This window comes from Aeromonas sp. s6 (assembly GCF_040907815.1).
Classification (GTDB): Bacteria; Pseudomonadota; Gammaproteobacteria; order Enterobacterales; family Aeromonadaceae; genus Aeromonas; species Aeromonas caviae.
In genome coordinates this window covers 102,973-119,451 of record NZ_JBFOCN010000072.1, presented here as the reverse complement: position 1 = coordinate 119,451, position 16,479 = coordinate 102,973, and the positions used below count along the sequence as shown (strand labels likewise).

General features: G+C 60.2%; 15 protein-coding genes and 1 pseudogene. 10 read left to right on the top strand and 6 right to left on the bottom strand.

Going from position 1 to position 16,479, the window contains the following annotated elements:
• Together AB5Y50_RS11810 and AB5Y50_RS11805 are read left to right on the top strand one after the other, a co-directional pair.
• A partial coding sequence (locus tag AB5Y50_RS11810) for an IS4 family transposase (RefSeq protein WP_368162502.1) occupies positions 1–494 on the top strand: 494 nt, incomplete at its 5' end.
• Between the two features lie 13 nt (positions 495–507).
• Positions 508–924 (top strand): annotated as a pseudogene (locus AB5Y50_RS11805) (DMT family transporter); the annotation flags it as partial.
• Between the two features lie 73 nt (positions 925–997).
• On the opposite strand, the gene pgm reads toward AB5Y50_RS11805, so the two are convergent.
• A complete protein-coding gene (pgm, locus tag AB5Y50_RS11800; protein WP_010674109.1) occupies positions 998–2,647 on the bottom strand; it encodes a phosphoglucomutase (alpha-D-glucose-1,6-bisphosphate-dependent) in 1,650 nt (549 codons plus the stop codon).
• Positions 2,648–2,700: 53 nt separating this feature from the next.
• Positions 2,701–3,210, bottom strand: coding sequence for a replication initiation negative regulator SeqA (seqA, locus tag AB5Y50_RS11795; RefSeq protein ID WP_010674108.1), 510 nt, complete (start codon positions 3,208–3,210; stop codon positions 2,701–2,703).
• A 290-nt stretch (positions 3,211–3,500) separates the two neighbouring features.
• Between seqA and AB5Y50_RS11790 the strand changes: the two genes are divergently transcribed.
• From AB5Y50_RS11790 to fldA, 4 genes are read left to right on the top strand one after another with little or no spacing between them, the layout of a single operon-like run.
• On the top strand, positions 3,501–4,265 hold the full coding sequence (locus AB5Y50_RS11790) for an alpha/beta fold hydrolase (protein WP_041215535.1): 765 nt from the start codon (positions 3,501–3,503) through the stop codon (positions 4,263–4,265).
• A gap of 55 nt (positions 4,266–4,320) precedes the next feature.
• Positions 4,321–4,542 (top strand): DUF2788 domain-containing protein, encoded by a 222-nt coding sequence (locus AB5Y50_RS11785; RefSeq protein WP_042077338.1) that lies wholly within the window; start codon positions 4,321–4,323, stop codon positions 4,540–4,542.
• A gap of 20 nt (positions 4,543–4,562) precedes the next feature.
• Complete coding sequence (ybfE, locus tag AB5Y50_RS11780; protein WP_005325670.1) at positions 4,563–4,859, top strand: LexA regulated protein; 297 nt, start codon at positions 4,563–4,565, stop codon at positions 4,857–4,859.
• Positions 4,860–4,899: 40 nt separating this feature from the next.
• Positions 4,900–5,424 carry a flavodoxin FldA gene (fldA, locus tag AB5Y50_RS11775; RefSeq protein WP_010674104.1) on the top strand — a complete coding sequence of 175 codons (525 nt, stop codon included), beginning with the start codon at positions 4,900–4,902 and terminating at the stop codon, positions 5,422–5,424.
• Between the two features lie 68 nt (positions 5,425–5,492).
• Here fldA and AB5Y50_RS11770 read toward each other — a convergent pair whose 3' ends face one another.
• On the bottom strand, positions 5,493–5,966 hold the full coding sequence (locus AB5Y50_RS11770; RefSeq protein WP_042878128.1) for a DUF4442 domain-containing protein: 474 nt from the start codon (positions 5,964–5,966) through the stop codon (positions 5,493–5,495).
• 231 nt (positions 5,967–6,197) lie between these two features.
• On the opposite strand from AB5Y50_RS11770, the gene fur reads away from it, so the two are divergent.
• Entirely contained in the window at positions 6,198–6,626 is a 429-nt protein-coding gene (gene fur, locus AB5Y50_RS11765; protein ID WP_010674102.1) for a ferric iron uptake transcriptional regulator, read from the top strand.
• 99 nt (positions 6,627–6,725) lie between these two features.
• On the opposite strand, the gene glnS is transcribed toward fur, so the two are convergent.
• The 3 genes from glnS to nagE form a co-directional block, all read right to left on the bottom strand.
• Positions 6,726–8,387: a glutamine--tRNA ligase gene (glnS, locus tag AB5Y50_RS11760; RefSeq protein WP_104455640.1), complete on the bottom strand. Its 1,662-nt coding sequence runs from the start codon at positions 8,385–8,387 to the stop codon at positions 6,726–6,728.
• Positions 8,388–8,729: 342 nt separating this feature from the next.
• Positions 8,730–11,393 carry a beta-N-acetylhexosaminidase gene (locus AB5Y50_RS11755; RefSeq protein WP_368162896.1) on the bottom strand — a complete coding sequence of 888 codons (2,664 nt, stop codon included), beginning with the start codon at positions 11,391–11,393 and terminating at the stop codon, positions 8,730–8,732.
• Positions 11,394–11,515: 122 nt separating this feature from the next.
• Entirely contained in the window at positions 11,516–12,970 is a 1,455-nt protein-coding gene (gene nagE / locus AB5Y50_RS11750; protein WP_039039841.1) for an N-acetylglucosamine-specific PTS transporter subunit IIBC, read from the bottom strand.
• A 272-nt stretch (positions 12,971–13,242) separates the two neighbouring features.
• Between nagE and nagB the strand changes: the two genes are divergently transcribed.
• Genes nagB through AB5Y50_RS11735 form a run of 3 tightly spaced genes read left to right on the top strand, consistent with a single transcriptional unit; the run spans position 13,243 to position 16,417 of the window.
• On the top strand, positions 13,243–14,043 hold the full coding sequence (gene nagB / locus AB5Y50_RS11745) for a glucosamine-6-phosphate deaminase (RefSeq protein ID WP_010674098.1): 801 nt from the start codon (positions 13,243–13,245) through the stop codon (positions 14,041–14,043).
• 9 nt (positions 14,044–14,052) lie between these two features.
• Entirely contained in the window at positions 14,053–15,198 is a 1,146-nt protein-coding gene (nagA, locus tag AB5Y50_RS11740) for an N-acetylglucosamine-6-phosphate deacetylase (RefSeq protein ID WP_041215539.1), read from the top strand.
• 4 nt (positions 15,199–15,202) lie between these two features.
• Positions 15,203–16,417, top strand: coding sequence for an ROK family protein (locus AB5Y50_RS11735; RefSeq protein ID WP_010674096.1), 1,215 nt, complete (start codon positions 15,203–15,205; stop codon positions 16,415–16,417).
• Positions 16,418–16,479 lie beyond the last annotated feature (62 nt).

The window sequence follows — 16,479 nt, the reverse complement described above, 5'->3', positions numbered from 1 at the left end:
TGCGCGTCATCGACATTTATACCCATCGCTGGCGGATCGAGGAGTTCCATAAGGCATGGAAAACCGGAGCAGGAGCCGAGAGGCAACGCATGGAGGAGCCGGATAATCTGGAGCGCATGGTCTCGATCCTCTCGTTTGTTGCAGTCAGGCTGTTACAGCTCAGAGAAAGCTTCACCCTGCCGCAAGCGCTCAGGGCACAAGGGCTGCTAAAAGAAGCGGAGCACGTAGAAAGCCAGTCCGCAGAAACGGTGCTGACCCCGGATGAATGTCAGCTACTGGGCTATCTGGACAAGGGAAAACGCAAGCGCAAAGAGCGCGCCGGGAGCTTGCAGTGGGCCTACATGGCGATAGCCAGACTGGGGGGCTTTATGGACAGCAAGCGAACCGGAATTGCCAGCTGGGGCGCCCTCTGGGAAGGCTGGGAAGCCCTGCAAAGTAAACTGGATGGCTTTCTTGCCGCCAAGGATTTGATGGCACAGGGGATCAAGATCTGATCAAGAGACAGGGATGCAACGCTGGCCGGTGGACGATCTGCTGGCTCTGACCGCCTGGCAGCTGCTGCTGGGCGGCCTGATGCTGATCCCGCTGGCCTGGTGGCTGGCCGGCCCCATGCCCCTGCCCAAGGCTGACGCCACTCCCGGGCTTATCTGGCTGGTGATCCTCAACACGGCCCTGGCCTACTGGGCCTGGCTCTGGGGACTCAAACGCCATGGCCCGGAGGTGATGGGGATGCTGGCCCTCACCAATCCCATGGTGGCGGTCTCCTGCGGTGTGCTGATGGTGGGAGAAACCCTGGATGGCCGTCAGTGGCTCGGCATCGGCATCATCCTGCTCTCTCTCTTCCTGATGAAGCTGCCGGCCCGCTCCTTCCTCAAGCGCTGGCAGAACCGCAAGGCCGCCATCGGCAGCGTCGACAACGGCTGATCCGCAGTCAACCCGACACAAAAAAAGAGGAGCCACCAGGGCTCCTCTTTCACATGGGTTGTTGCCGTTAGGGTCAAACGCCTGCCTTGGCCAGGGCGGCGGAGACGATCTGCTGGGCTTCCTGCTGGATGAGGTCCAGGTGCGCCTCCCCCTTGAAGCTCTCCATGTAGATCTTGTAGATGGACTCGGTGCCGGAGGGGCGCGCCGCGAACCAGCCGTTCTCGGTCACCACTTTCAGGCCGCCGATGGCGGCATCGTTGCCAGGCGCCTTGGTCAGCTTGGCGAGGATGGGCTCGCCAGCCAGGGTGGAGGCTTCCACCAGGGCCGGATCCAGCTTGGAGAGCACCGCCTTCTGGGCGCTGTTGGCCGGGGCATCAATGCGGCGGTAGCTGGAGCGGCCGAATCTGGCTTCGAGCGCATCGTAGTGGGCCTGGGGATCCTTGCCGGTCACCGCCAGGATCTCGGCCGCCAGCAGCGCCAGAATGAAGCCATCCTTGTCGGTGGTCCAGACGGTACCGTCCTTGCGCAGGAAGGAGGCACCCGCGCTCTCCTCGCCGCCAAAGCCGAACTCGCCGCTGTAGAGACCGTCCACGAACCACTTGAAGCCGACCGGCACCTCTTTGAGGGTGCGACCGATCTCGCCGGCCACCCGGTCGATCATGGAAGAGGAGACCAGCGTCTTGCCGACGGCCGCCCCCTTGGGCCAGCCGGTTCTGTGGGTGAACAGATACTGGATGGCCACCGCCAGATAGTGGTTCGGATTCATCAGGCCCGCCTTGGTGACGATGCCGTGACGGTCGTAGTCAGGGTCATTGCCAAGGGCGATGTCGAACTTGTCTTTCAGGGCAATCAGGCTCGCCATGGCGAACGGGCTGGAACAGTCCATCCGGATCTTGCCGTCTTTGTCCAGGGTCATGAAGGAGAAGGTCGGGTCGACCTTGTAGTTCACCACCTCGATGTCCAGACCGTAGCGCCTGGCGATGACGTCCCAGTAGGCGACGCCGGAGCCACCCAGCGGATCCACGCCTATCTTGATGCCAGCCTGCTTGATGGCGGCCAGATCCAGCACGTTCTCGAGATCATCCACATAAGGGGTGACATAGTCGTGTTCCACCACGAACGGGCTCTTGAGAGCCTCGGCAAACGGCATCCGCTTCACACCGGCCAGGCCCGCTTCCAGGATCGCGTTGGCGCGGTCTTCCACCCACTTGGTGATCTCGCCTTCGGCAGGACCGCCGTGGGGCGGGTTGTATTTGAAGCCACCATCTTCCGGCGGGTTGTGGGACGGGGTGATCACCACGCCGTCCGCCTGGGCCACGGGTTTGCCTGCGTTGTGGCGCAGGATGGCATGGGAGATGACCGGGGTCGGCGTGAAGCCGAGGCCGGCCTGAATGCGGGTCTCGACACCGTTGGCCGCCAGCACTTCCACCGCGCTGGCAAAGGCGGATTCAGACAGGGCATGGGTATCCATGCCAACGAACAGCGGCCCCGTGATACCGGCCTGCTGGCGGTACTCCACCAGCGCCTGGGTCACCGCCAGAATGTGGGATTCGGTGAAGGCGCTGTGCAGGGCGCTGCCGCGGTGACCGGAGGTGCCGAAGGCGACCCGCTGCTCAGGGCGGCTCATGTCCGGCTTGTTGAGGTAGTAGGCGCTGACCAGACGGGGAATGTTGGTCAGATCGCAAAGACGAGCCGGCTGACCGGCGTGGGAATGCTGTGCCATGGCGTTTTCCTTGAGCTGAGCCTTGCCCGGCAAGGCCTGAAGTCATTGATGGGTTAAACGGCGCCGCACACCCGAGCCGTCAGATCCTCGTCATAACCCATGCTGTTCATGAGCTGGGCCACCATGTTCTGCTTGCGGCTGGTATTGGTATTGGTGATCACCCAGAACGGGGTCTCCGGTACCGGCTTGGGCTTGGTGGTGCTGCCACTGGCACGCAGCGCTTCCGGGTCACGGGAGAAATAGACGCGCTTGCGCCCTTTTATCTCGGTCGCCTGGGTGAAACCTTCCGGGTTGTCCCGATAGAGGGTGCTCAATACCAGCATGAAGCGGTTGATGGACTTCTCTTCTTTCTGAAGCTCGCCGGAATCCAGCAGTGCCTCCAGCCCCATGGCATCGGCCACGGGTTGCGGTTGCATCGCAGGCGCGGCCGCCACGGTTGCCGTGCCAGCCTGGGCGGGTTGCTCCAGCAGGCGACGCAGGATATCGGACGCACTCTCGCCGATGTGCCGGGTCTGGCTCGCGATAAAGAAGTAGAGATCGTCATCAAGCTCGATGGTTTTCATAGGGATGCGCTGGACTCGTCGAAATTCGGATGCGGCGATTATACATAGGCAGACCCGGCAGCCCAAGCAAGGGGCGGACAGATGTGCATGAATCTCCTTGAGAATACGGCATAATGACGGGCCAAGTGTGTGATCCCCCGCACTGATAGCCGATCCCGGGGAGATATTTTTGAAAAAAAACCACAAAAAAATCCCCCGCCAGGAATGAAATCCTTTTCTTTCAGTGTGTTAAAAAGTATGGCGATAGAGCCCACGACCGATAAGGTGTCATTTTGCAACAATATCCACGATTGAACTTCAAGGATCAGGGCGAAGGCCCGACTGTCGTGCTGATCCATGGCCTCTTTGGCAGCCTGGACAACCTCGGCCTGCTGGCGCGCCCCCTCAGCGAACAATACCGGGTCATCAGCGTCGATCTGCGCAATCACGGCGCCTCCTTTCACTCGGACGAGATGAGCTACCCGGCCCAGGCGGCGGACATCCTGGCCCTGCTGGACCATCTTGGACTTGAGCAGGTGGCCCTGGTGGGCCACTCCATGGGGGGCAAGGTCGCCATGCAGGTCGCCAAGCAGGCCCCTCACAGGGTCAGCAAGCTGGTAGTGGCGGACATCGCCCCGGTGGCCTATCCCCACGCCCGCCACAAGAACGTGTTTGCCGGGCTCAATGCCACGCTGGCCACGCCCCCCCAGAGCCGCAGCGAGGCGGAAGCCATGCTGGCCGAGCACATCGAGATCGCCGGGGTGCGCCAGTTCCTGCTCAAATCCTTCGCCAAAGGGGAGTCTGGATGGGGGTGGCGTTTCAACGTGCCGGCCCTTGAGCGCAACTACGCCAACATCATGGGCTGGCCTGACGATGAACGCCGCTTCGAAGGCGCGACACTCTTCATCAAGGGGGGCGACTCCGACTATATGTTGCCCGAATACACCGGGGCCGCGATGGCCCAGTTCCCGGCCGCCAAGGCCCGCGTCATCGCCGGCACGGGTCACTGGCTGCACGCGGAAAAGCCGGTTTTGTTCAACAAACTGGTTGTGGATTTCCTGTCGACAGGCGGTTAACAGTTTCAAATCCTTTGTGATATAGTGCGCCCGTCTTAAGGAGTGCGCGCAATCCATGCTGAGTGAACACATCGATCTCATCGAGAGTCTGGGCCTGAAACTGTTCTTCGTGGCCATCTTCCTGCTGATTGGTCTGGCCATTCAGGACGTGCTCAAACGGGGCAATGTGCCCCGCTTCGGCCGCTTCGTCGTCTGGCTGGTGCTGTTTCTGGGTTGCGCGGGTTTTGTCGCCAAGGGGCTGATCGAAATGGGCTGGGAAGGCTCAGGGATCGGCTAACTACTTTTCATCTGTGATGTATGGCCAAACAGCAAACTGATCGAACAACACTGGATCTGTTCGCAACTGAGAAGCGCCCCGGCAGGCCAAAGACCAATCCACTCCCCCGCGAGACCCAGCTCAAGATCAACAAGCGCAACCAGCTCAAGCGCGATCGTGAGAACGGGCTGAAACGGGTCGAGTTAAAGGTGGAAGCCGAGTTGCTGGAGCGCCTGAACCAACTTGCGCTGCAACAGAACGTCAGCCGAGCCGAGCTGATCCAATCTATCCTGAAGCAACAGATCGAGTCTGCTCATGCAGCAGGCATCGCAATCTGAACCGTCAAGCATCAACACCAGATACGGGTAACGAAACACTATGGCTAGTGTAGGTCTGTTTTTCGGCAGCGATACCGGTAATACCGAAGCTGTCGCCAAGATGATCCAGAAAGAACTGGGCAAACAACTGATTGAAGTCCGTGACATTGCCAAGAGCAGCAAGGCCGACATCGACAGCTTCGATCTGCTGATGTTCGGCATCCCGACTTGGTACTACGGCGAAGCCCAGGCCGATTGGGACGACTTCTTCCCCGAACTCGAAGAGATCGACTTCAACAACAAGCTGGTGGCCATCTTCGGATGCGGCGATCAGGAAGACTATGCCGAGTACTTCCTCGACGCCATGGGCACCCTGCGTGACATCGTCGAAGCCAAGGGCGCCATCATCATCGGCCACTGGCCGACCGCGAGCTACGAGTTCGAAGCCTCCAAAGCGCTCGTGGATGACAAGCACTTCGTGGGCCTGGGCATCGACGAAGATCGCCAGCCGGAGCTGACCGCCGAGCGCGTCAAGGGCTGGTGCAAACAGCTGCACGAAGAGATGTGCCTGGGCGAGCTGGAGTGATCTGATCTCCCTCCCTCTTCATGCAACAAGGGCCCCGACGGGGCCCTTGTTGCATCTGCAGCAGGCATTCAGCCACCCCTGTGCTGGGGCTTGGATCTGACATAGAGGGTGCGCTTCACCTGGGCCACCAGCTCGCCCTGACCATCCTGCACCTGCACCTCGAACTCGGGAAAGTGCTTGTCTCCCCCCTCGGTCGCCGCCACGATCGATGCCAGCTTGGCGTCGCTCAGGGTGAACTCCGCCACCAGTTTGCCCTTACCCGGCTTGATGAAATTGATGCTGCCCGCCTTGTCCCACACGTAGTAGCGGTTCTTGAAATAGCCCATCAGCATCAACGGGTAGATGGGATCCGTCATGGCGAACATGCTGCCGCCGAACTGGGTCCGGTTGGCATTCTTGTTCCACCAGCGGGACTTGAGAGTGACCCGGCAGAAGCGAAAATCGGGGCTCAGGGTTTCTATCTTGATGCCTGCGCCCCAGAAGGGGGGCCAGGCGTTGAGGGCGCAGCGCACCCAGGCGGCATTGCCGAAAAGCCAATCCATGGATCTCATCCGACCAGACTATAAAGAAGTCACATAGTATCAACATTCTCTGGTCGAGCAAGCGGGCCTGAATATTCCCATGACGGGCTTGATGAGCTAAAGCCCTTGAATTGCTGGGTTTATTTTTAACTTGGCTACGACCTATAATGACAGGCCAAGCGAGTTCGTGGTTGCCATTACAGCGGCAGTCAATCAGAATAACCACACCTTCGAGAATGCGAATAAATAGAAATGGCAGACAACAACCAAGCGTTAAAAAAGGCCGGGCTCAAGATAACCTTGCCCCGTGTCAAGATCCTGGAAATCCTGCAACAGCCGGACTGCCAGCACACCAGTGCGGAAGATCTGTACAAACGGCTGATCGATCAGGGCGAGGAGATTGGTCTCGCTACCGTTTATCGCGTTCTCAACCAGTTTGATGATGCCGGTATCGTCACCCGTCACCATTTCGAAGGGGGCAAGTCGGTGTTCGAGCTGGCCACCCAGGAGCACCACGACCACCTGGTCTGCCTCGACTGCGGCAAGGTGATCGAGTTCTCCGACGAGGTGATCGAACAGCGCCAGCGCGACATCGCCAAGGCGCACAACATCCGCCTGACCAACCACAGCCTCTACCTGTATGGCCACTGCGCCAACGGTGACTGCAAGCACGACGATTGATTCGGCCGGGTCGGCGCAATAAAAAAGCCAGCATCATGCTGGCTTTTTTGTGTCCGCAATCCGGACCAGAAGCGGCAGGGTTTCCCCTGCCCTCTTCTATCAGACCTCGGCCTTGCCCCAGACGTCACGCAGGGCCACGGTGCGGTTGAACACCAGGCGCTCGGCGCTGGAGAGCTTGTTGTCGGCGCAGAAGTAACCTTCACGCTCGAACTGGTAGGCAAACTCCGGCTTGGCATCTTTCAGGGAAGCTTCCACCCGGGCCCCTTCGATGATCACCAGGGATTCCGGATTCAGAGCCGCTTCGAAGTCATCCTCGGCGCCCGGGTTCGGCACCTTGAACAGACGGTCGTAGAGACGCACTTCGGCCGGCAGGGAGTGAGTGGCGCTGACCCAGTGGATCACCCCTTTCACCTTGCGGCCGTCCGCCGGATCCTTGCCCAGGGTCTCGGGGTCGTAAGAGCAGTAGATGCAGGTGACCTTGCCGTCCGCATCCTTCTCGACCCGTTCGGACTTGATGACGTAGGCGTTGCGCAGGCGCACTTCCTTGCCCAGCACCAGACGCTTGAACTGCTTGTTGGCTTCCTCTTTGAAGTCCGCCTCGTCGATGAAGATTTCGCGGGAGAAATGCAGCTCACGGGTCCCCATCTCCGGCTTGTTCGGGTGCGCTGGCGCCGTCAGCACCTCGTCCGCCGCCAGGTTCTCGATCACCACCTTCACCGGGTGCAGCACGGCCATGGCGCGCGGGGCGTTCTCGTTGAGATCGTCGCGGATGCAGGCTTCCAGCATGCTCATCTCAACGATGTTGTCCTGCTTGGTCACACCGATGCGCTTGCAGAACTCGCGGATGGAGGCCGGGGTGTAACCACGGCGGCGCAGACCGGAGACGGTCAGCATGCGCGGATCGTCCCAGCCGTTCACGTGCCCCTCGGTCACCAGCAGGTTCAGCTTGCGCTTGGACATGACGGTGTATTCGAGGTTCAGACGGGAAAACTCGTACTGACGGGGGTGACAGTCGATGCTGATGTTGTCCAGCACCCAGTCATACAGGCGACGGTTGTCCTGGAACTCCAGGGTACACAGGGAGTGGGTGATCCCCTCCAGGGCGTCCGAGATGCAGTGGGTGAAGTCATACATCGGGTAGATGCACCACTCGTCACCGGTCTGGTGGTGGTGGGCAAACTTGATGCGATAGATGACGGGATCGCGCATCACCATGAAGGGGGATGCCATGTCGATCTTGGCGCGCAGGCAGGCGGAGCCTTCGGCCATCTCACCGTTTTTCATCTTGGCGAACAGGGCCAGGTTCTCTTCCACGCTGCGATCGCGGAACGGGCTGTTCTTGCCAGGGGCGGTCAGCGTGCCGCGGTATTCGCGCATCTGGTCCGGGGAGAGCTCGTCCACATAGGCCAGTCCCTTCTCGATGAGCTCGATGGCGTAGCCGTGCAGCTTGTGGAAATAGTCGGAGGAGTAGCAGATCTCGCCGCTCCACTGGAAGCCCAGCCACTGGACGTCCTGCTTGATGGACTCCACGAACTCGATGTCTTCCTTCGCCGGGTTGGTGTCATCGAAACGCAGGTTGCACTGACCCTGATAGTCGCGGGCGATGCCGAAGTTCAGGCAGATGGATTTGGCGTGGCCGATATGGAGATAACCGTTCGGCTCCGGCGGGAAACGGGTATGCACGCTGCTGTGCTTACCGCTGGCCAGATCTTCATCAATGATCTGACGAATAAAGTTAGTTGGGCTGTTCGCCTGACTCATGGCTCACCTCAAAAATGCGTCACTGGCGGACGTTGTGCCGGCTGGCACCCTCATACCCCCGCCGTCAAGCCGGGTATGATCCCTCATTACGCGCCCTGCCTCAACCTGAATTTGGCCAATTCGGGTCATTGGCGCACCAAAAACGGCGAAACGGGAGAAATTGCAGAGATCCTGGTCAAAAAAAGCCCCGCACGGGGCGGGGTCTCAAGTGATGAAAAACAGACAAAAAACACACAACAAAGGTTCACACGCAGAGTCAACCTTTCCCAAACCCGATGGCCATCGACCTTGGGAAAGGCGGGTCTTGCGACCCACCTTGCGTTATGGATTGAAGGCTAGCTATCAGTTCAGCTCGGTGATGCGGCTGGTGCGCTTGCCATCGAAGCTGGTGGTACGCAGGTAGACCTTGCCATCCACGGTCGGCTTGGCGGCAGCGTCGTAGGCGCTCCAGCTCTTGCCATCCAGGCTGTACTGGATGGGCAGACCCGGCAGATCCACGTTCGCTTCCAGCACACCGTTCACCACCTTGGCACCCGGTACGGAGAGGCGATATTCCACCCCGGCCTGGTCCAGTTTGGGCAGCACTCGCTGACCCAGCACGTTGGCAAACTGGTTCCACTCCTTGTTCAGGGTGGCCTTGTTGACATGCTTGGTGGTGCCGGAGAACTCGCGACCCTTCACGTAATCGAGCTCGAAGCCGCCCTTGTGCCAGGCGCGCTCGGCCACGGAGAAGATGCGCGGATAGACCATGTATTCGTACTGGGCATCGGTGCGCACGGTTTCACTCCACTGCTGACCGGAGATCCCCTTGAACTTGACCGGATCCTGGTCACCCTTGGCCACGAAGGCGTTGCCGTCGCGGTCAACCGAGGTCTCGGCGTTCTGCGGCAGGTTTTCCGGGGCGAAGGCGAACACCTTGCGGGTGTCGTTGAAGCGGGTTGCCCAGTAGTAGCCGCGCTCGGCCGGGTGTACCTCGTTCGGGAAGTCGAAGTAGAGGTAATCCGGGTTGGAGAGCACCACGTCATAGCCCTTGTGCGCCCACTTCATCGCCTCGTTGAAACCACCCCAGTAGAGGGTTTCCCAGAAGTTGACCCGGGTCTTGTCGGTGGCGAATACGCTGGCATCCGTGGCGTACTTCAGGCCATCTTCCCACGCCTGCAGGGTGGAGAAGCCGTGGCCCTTGACCATCTCGCTCACTTCCTTGGCAAAGTAGACCGGCAGCTCGGCCACGTCCTTGATCTTGCCATCGTCGATCATCTTCTGGCACATGGGGGACTTGCCGAACGGCTTGTCCTGCTTGCTGGAGTCGACGTTGCCCTTCCAGGCCACCAGATCTTCTTTCTTGGTGACGGCCGGATCCTGGTAACCACCGCCCTGCATGATGTTCTTCGCCTCGTCACCACCGTAGTGCCAGGCGGTCAGCGGCTGGCCGGCGGCCTGGTGCATCTGGGCCACTTCGTCCATCACCTTGGCCACGAAGGTGGCGGCACCCGGCTGGCAGGGGTTGATGAAGGACATCTTGTCGTAGAACTGCACCGAGGTGACGTTGGAGGTATCGGCCGGGTCAGTCAGACGGAACTGGTTGGCCTCGGCCTCTTTGCCCTCGCTCATCAGACGCTTGTAGCGCGCCTCCATGGAGGCCACGGCGGCACGGGCGTGGGCCGGCATGTTGATCTCGGGGATCACGGTCACACCGCGCGCCTTGGCATAGCGTACCAGGTCGATGTAGTCCGCCTTGCTGTAGAAACCGGAGCCCTGGTTGTCGTTGGTCGGACCGGAGCCAAGCTGCGGCATCAGGCACTTGGTTTCGGACTCGTCGTGGCAACGCTGGCTGCCGACGTCGGTCAGCTCCGGCAGGCCCGGGATCTCCAGACGCCAGCCTTCATCGTTGGTCAGCCCCAGGTGCAGCACGTTGAGCTTCATGGCGGACATCTGGTCAACCAGCTTCTTCATGGTCTCCGGGCTTCTGAAGTGACGGGCCACGTCGGTCTGCATGCCACGGTATTCAAAGCGCGGCGCATCCTCGACGCTCATCTGGCTCACCAGCTTGTCGTCAACCCCCAGCAGAGAGATCAGGGACTGGGCGCCCCAGAAGGCGCCGTCAACGTCGTGCCCCTGAATGACGGTGCCCTTCTTGCCGATGGTCATGTCGTAGCCTTCGGCCTGCTTGAGCTTGCTGCCGAGCTTGATGGTGACCGGGTAGCCGGTGTCGGAGAGGGTAACACCCAGCTTGGTCAGTTGCGCCTTCAGGGCCTCGGCGCGATCGCTTGGCAGGTCAAGGGCATTGAGCTTGATGGTGGAGAAGTCGATTTGCGGGCCGGCCTTGACCACCTGCTTCATGGGGCTTGGCAGGATGCGGTCGTCAATCTTGCCGGCAGGCAGCAGGGTGCTGGTCTGGTTCGCGGCGAAACGGGTCTCGCTGTTCATCAGGATGTTGTTGTCATCCTTGGTGCGCTTCCAGCCATCGGCAGGCATCGGCTTCTCGTAGGTGCTGGCATCGTCGATGTTGCTCATGCTGGCCAGCACTTTCGGCTCGGCCCCTTCACTGGCGACATACCAGTTCGGCATGATGTCAGATTCGAACAATACCCAGTATTCCACCACCAGGGGCACCTCGACCGTGGCGTCCTTGGCAAAGCCCTGGAACTTATCGGTCGGCGTCAAACGATAGAGGTCGCCGGTCAGGTGGGTGATGGTGAACTGGTCGTTGTCCACCCGCTGGATGCGGCGGATGGAGGAGACATAGATGCTCCAGTCCTTGGAGGTGACGTCGGCACCGGTATTGGTCAGGTGCAGCTTGGCAACGCCGCAGCTCGCCCACTCGGAGCCCAGCGCCTGGCAGTCAAGACCGGCGCCGGCACCGTCATTGGTGACGACTTCGTACTTGACGACGAGGTTGCTGGCGAGGGCGTCGACCACCGCTTGCCTGGCAGCATCGGCTGCAAGTGCGGGACCGGCGAAAACGGTAGACATGGCAATGGCTAACAGAGAATGTTTCAAGTTCATAACTGCTGCTCTCATTTGAAGTAAAGGTTGGATTTTCTTGGCTTTTTTTATATGGGGCCCCGAGGCGGGGCCCTTAGTTATGTCAACAATGGACTTAGACTTGAGGTGAGCGAGTCGCTCGATTAACGCAGGGCTTTCATCTCACCGGCGATGATCTCGGCCAATGGGCCCAGAATCACCTGCAGGTTCTGCTCACCGAGCTTGACCACACCGGCCGCGCCCAGAGCTTTGAGCTTGCGCTCGTCAACGATGCTGCGGTCTTTCAGGGTCAGACGCAGACGGGTGATGCAGGCATCGATGGTCACCAGGTTCTCCTGACCACCCAGCACTTCCAGATACTGCTTGGCCAGCTCGGTGCGGTCGGTGGTTTGAGCCTGTACCGGTACGGCTTCGTCATCTTCACGACCCGGGGTTTTCAGGTTGAACTTGGCGATCACGGCGCGGAAGACCACGTAGTAGAGGCCGAAGAAGACCAGACCCTGTACCAGCAGCATGTACCACTGGGTCGCCAGCGGGTTGCGGCTGGAGAGCACCATGTCCACCAGACCGGCGCTGAAGCCGAAACCGGCGATCCAGTGCATGGAGGCTGCGATGAACACGGAGATACCGGTCAGCAGGGCGTGGATGACGTACAGTACCGGCGCCACGAACATGAAGGAGAACTCGAGCGGCTCGGTCACCCCGGTGAAGAAGGCGGCAAAGGCGGCAGCGATCATGATGGACGCAACCTTCTCTTTGTTCTCTTTCTTCGCGCTGTGATAGATGGCCAGCGCCGCACCCGGCAGACCGAACATCATGATGGGGAAGAAGCCGGCCTGGTACATGCCGGTCACACCCACGACAGCCTTGCCGGCGTCGATGGAGGACTGGCCACCCAGGAAGTTCGGGATGTCGTTGATGCCGGCCACGTCGAACCAGAACACGGAGTTCAGGGCGTGGTGCAGACCGACCGGGATCAGCAGACGGTTGAAGAAGGCATAGATGCCGGCACCGGTGGAGCCCATGCTGACGATGGATTCACCGAAGCTCACCAGGCCACCGTAGATGACCGGCCAGACGGCCATCAGGATGAAGGAGACGACGATCATCACCACGGAGGTCACGATCGGCACCAGACGACGACCGGAGAAGAAAGCCAGCGCCTTGTGCAGCTCCACGCTGCTGAAGCGGTTGTAGAGCTCGGCGGCGATGACACCACACAGGATGCCGACGAACTGGTTGCTGATCTTGGCAAAGGCTGCCGGCACCTGGTCGGCCGGGATACCCTTGATCTGGGCCACGGCGCCCGGGCTCAGCAGAGTGGTGACCACCAGGAAGCCGACCAGACCGGCCAGCGCGGCGGAACCGTCTTTATCCTTGGACATGCCGTAAGCGACGCCGACGGCGAACAGAATGGGCATACTGTCGATGATGGCGGCGCCCGCCTTGATCAGAAACGCAGCCAGAGGGCTTCCGCCACCCCAACCGTTCGGGTCAATCCAGTAGCCAATCCCCATCAGGATCGCGGCGGCAGGCAATACCGCTACCGGCACCATCAGGGCACGGCCGATCTTTTGCAAATAACCGAGAATGTTCACGGTTCCTCTCCTTAGTTGGTGTTTTTCTAGAAATTAAGTGCTTATCACGTTCGACGCATAAGCCATCAAGGCTTGATTGGCAGTCTATGTGTTTTATTTCGCTGCGCAAATTAATAAACCAGCTTTCGTGATCATTATCACTCAACAGAGATAAAGGTAGCCGATAGATGTGGCTTAGTTCGCAATCTTTATTTACGCTATAAAACAACTTGAATCCGTGTCTGGTCCCTTGCCGTCACTCCCTGTGCGGCAACCGTACTGAGGTATATAGAATGCGCCTGATCCCGTTGAAGTCTGCCAGCCAGGTGGGTCTCTGGTCTGCCCGTTACATCGTTGACCGCATCAATGCGTTCAAACCCACTGCCGAGCGCCCCTTCGTGCTGGGTCTGCCCACTGGCGGCACCCCGCTCAACACCTACAAGCGCCTGATTGAGCTGCATAAAGCCGGCGAGGTGAGCTTCCAGAACGTGGTCACCTTCAACATGGACGAGTACGTGGGACTGCCCAAGGAACATCCGGAGAGCTACCACAGCTTCATGCACAACAACTTCTTCAATCACGTGGACATTCGCCCGGAAAACATCAACATCCTCAATGGCAACGCCGAGGATCTGGTGGCCGAGTGCCAGCGCTACGAAGACAAGATCAAGTCCTACGGCAAAATCCACCTGTTCATGGGCGGCGTCGGCAATGACGGCCACATCGCCTTCAACGAACCGGCCTCTTCCCTGGCTTCCCGTACCCGGGTCAAGACCCTGACCGAAGACACCCGCATCGCCAACTCCCGCTTCTTTGGCGGCGACATGGAGCAGGTGCCCAAGCTGGCCCTGACCGTGGGTGTCGGCACCCTGATGGACGCCGAAGAGATCCTGATCCTGGTGGTCGGTCACGCCAAGGCCCAGGCCCTGCAGGCCACCGTGGAGGGTAGCGTCAACCACATGTGGACCATCTCCACCCTGCAACTGCATCCGAAAGGGATTGTGGTGTGCGACGAACCTTCCACCATGGAGTTGAAGGTCAAGACGGTGCGCTACTTCCAGCAACTGGAAGCCGACAACATCAAACACCTCTGAGGAGCCCCCATGTACGCTCTGACTAATTGCACTCTCTACACCGGCAGCTGCGTGCTGACCGGTTATGGCGTGGTCATCGATGGCGACAAGATTGTCGCCATCTCCCGCCAGGCAGAACTGCCCGCCGGCATCGAGCAGATTGACCTCCAGGGCGCCAACCTCAGCGCCGGCTTCATCGACGTGCAGCTCAACGGCTGCGGTGGCGTCATGTTCAACGGTCACATCACCACGGACACCCTGGCCACCATGCAGGCGGCCAACCTGAAATCCGGGACCACCAGCTTCCTGCCGACCCTGATCACCAGCCCGGATGCGGACATGAAGCAGGCCGTTGCCGTCACCCGCGACTACATGGCCGCCCACCCCAACGAGGTGCTTGGCGTCCATCTGGAAGGGCCCTATACCAACCTCAAGCGCAAAGGGATCCACCCGGCCGAACAGATCCGTCAACCCGCCGACGAGATGATCGACTTCTTCTGCAACAACGCAGACGCCATCGCCAAGATCACCCTGGCGCCGGAGCGCAACAAGCCCGAGCACATCCGCCGTCTGGTGGAAGCCGGCATCCTGGTCTCCGCCGGCCACACCGCCGCCAACTACGACCAGGCCATGGCGGGCTTTGACAACGGCATGCGCTTTGCCACCCACCTCTACAACGCCATGACCCCGACCCTGAACGGTCGCGAGCCCGGCGTGGTCGGTGCCATCTACGATCGCAAGGATGTCTATGCGGGCATCATCGTCGACGGCCACCACGTACACTGGGCCAACGTGCGCCTGGCGCACAGGATGCTGGGGGAGCGGCTGGTGCTGGTCACCGATGCCACCGCGGCGGCAGGTGCACCGGAAGGCTTTGAGAAATTTGATTTTTGCGGCGCAACCGTCTATTTCCGCGATGGTCAGTGCGTCGATGAGAATGGTACACTCGGTGGCTCCGCCCTCACCATGATCGAAGGGGTGGAAAATCTGGTCAAACAGGTCGGATTGCCGCTCGACGAAGCACTGAGAATGGCCACCCTTTACCCCGCTCGCGCCATTGGATGGGACTCGCGTCTCGGTAGTATCCAGGTCGGAAAAATTGCCAACCTCACCGTCTTTGATCAGGCCTTCGCGGTCTGCGGGACCGTGGTTAACGGACACTACACAACACAGTGACACTATGACTGGCGGACAAATAGCAAACGTAGATCTTATCAAGCAGGTAAACAGTGCGGTCGTCTATCGCCTCATTGACCTGCAGGGGCCCATCTCGCGGGTCAAAATTGCCGAGTTGAGTCAGCTGGCCCCGGCCAGCGTGACCAAGATAACCCGGCAACTGATCGAGCACGGTCTCATCAGGGAAACCTCGCCGCAAGCCTCCACTGGCGGGCGCCGCGCCATCTCCCTGACCACCATCAAGCATCGCTTCCAGTTTGTGTCCGCCAAGCTGGGTCGCGGCTACCTGCAGCTCTCCCTGTATGACCTCGACGGCAAGGAGCTCGATCAACACATCACCCAGGTGACCGAGATCGAGCAGCAACCCGTGGTGGACATGCTGCTGCGGGAGATTGGCGCCTTCATCGACGCCAATCAGGATCGCAGCCGCAACCTCATCAGCATCGCGCTGACCATGCCGGGTCTGGTCAACCCGGAATCCGGCATGGTCATCTACACCCCCACCTACCAGATCCGCAACCTGGGGCTCGCCAAGCTCCTGGAGCACCACTTCAACCTCCCCTGCTACGTGGGCAACGACACCCGTTCGCTGGCGCTGGCCGAACACTTCTTCGGCGAGTCCCGCGACTGCATGGACTCCATCTTGGTGAGTGTCCACCAAGGGACGGGATCTGGCATCATCACCAAGGGCAAGGTGTTTCTCGGCCAGAACCGCAACGTCGGTGAAATAGGCCACATCCAGGTCGAACCGCTCGGCAAGCGCTGCCACTGCGGCAACTTCGGCTGCCTCGAGACCATCGCCTCCAACGAGGCCATCGTCGACAAGGTGAAGGAGCTCATCAGCCGCGGTCACCTGAGTTCGCTGCAAGAGAAGCACATCACCATCCAGGAGGTGTGCAAGGCGGCGGTGGCCGGTGACGAGCTGGCCCGCAGCGTGATCGAGAACGTGGGGGAGCACCTGGGGCGCGCCATCGCCATCACGGTCAACCTGTTCAACCCCCAGAAGGTGCTCATCGCCGGTGAAATCACCGCCGCCGAAGAGATCCTGATCCCGGCCATCCGCCGCTGCGTCGAACACCAGTCTCTGCCAAGTTTCCATCGCGGCCTGCCCATCGTGAAGGCGCGCTTCCAGAACCAGCCCACCATCGGCGGCTTCGCCCTGGTCAAGCGCTCCCTGCTGGAAGGGGATCTGCTGCAGATCATCATGGAGCAGAAGTAGGCCCACCCCTTCGGATACGAAAACGGCAGCCAGTGGCTGCCGTTTTTTTATGGTCTGTTATC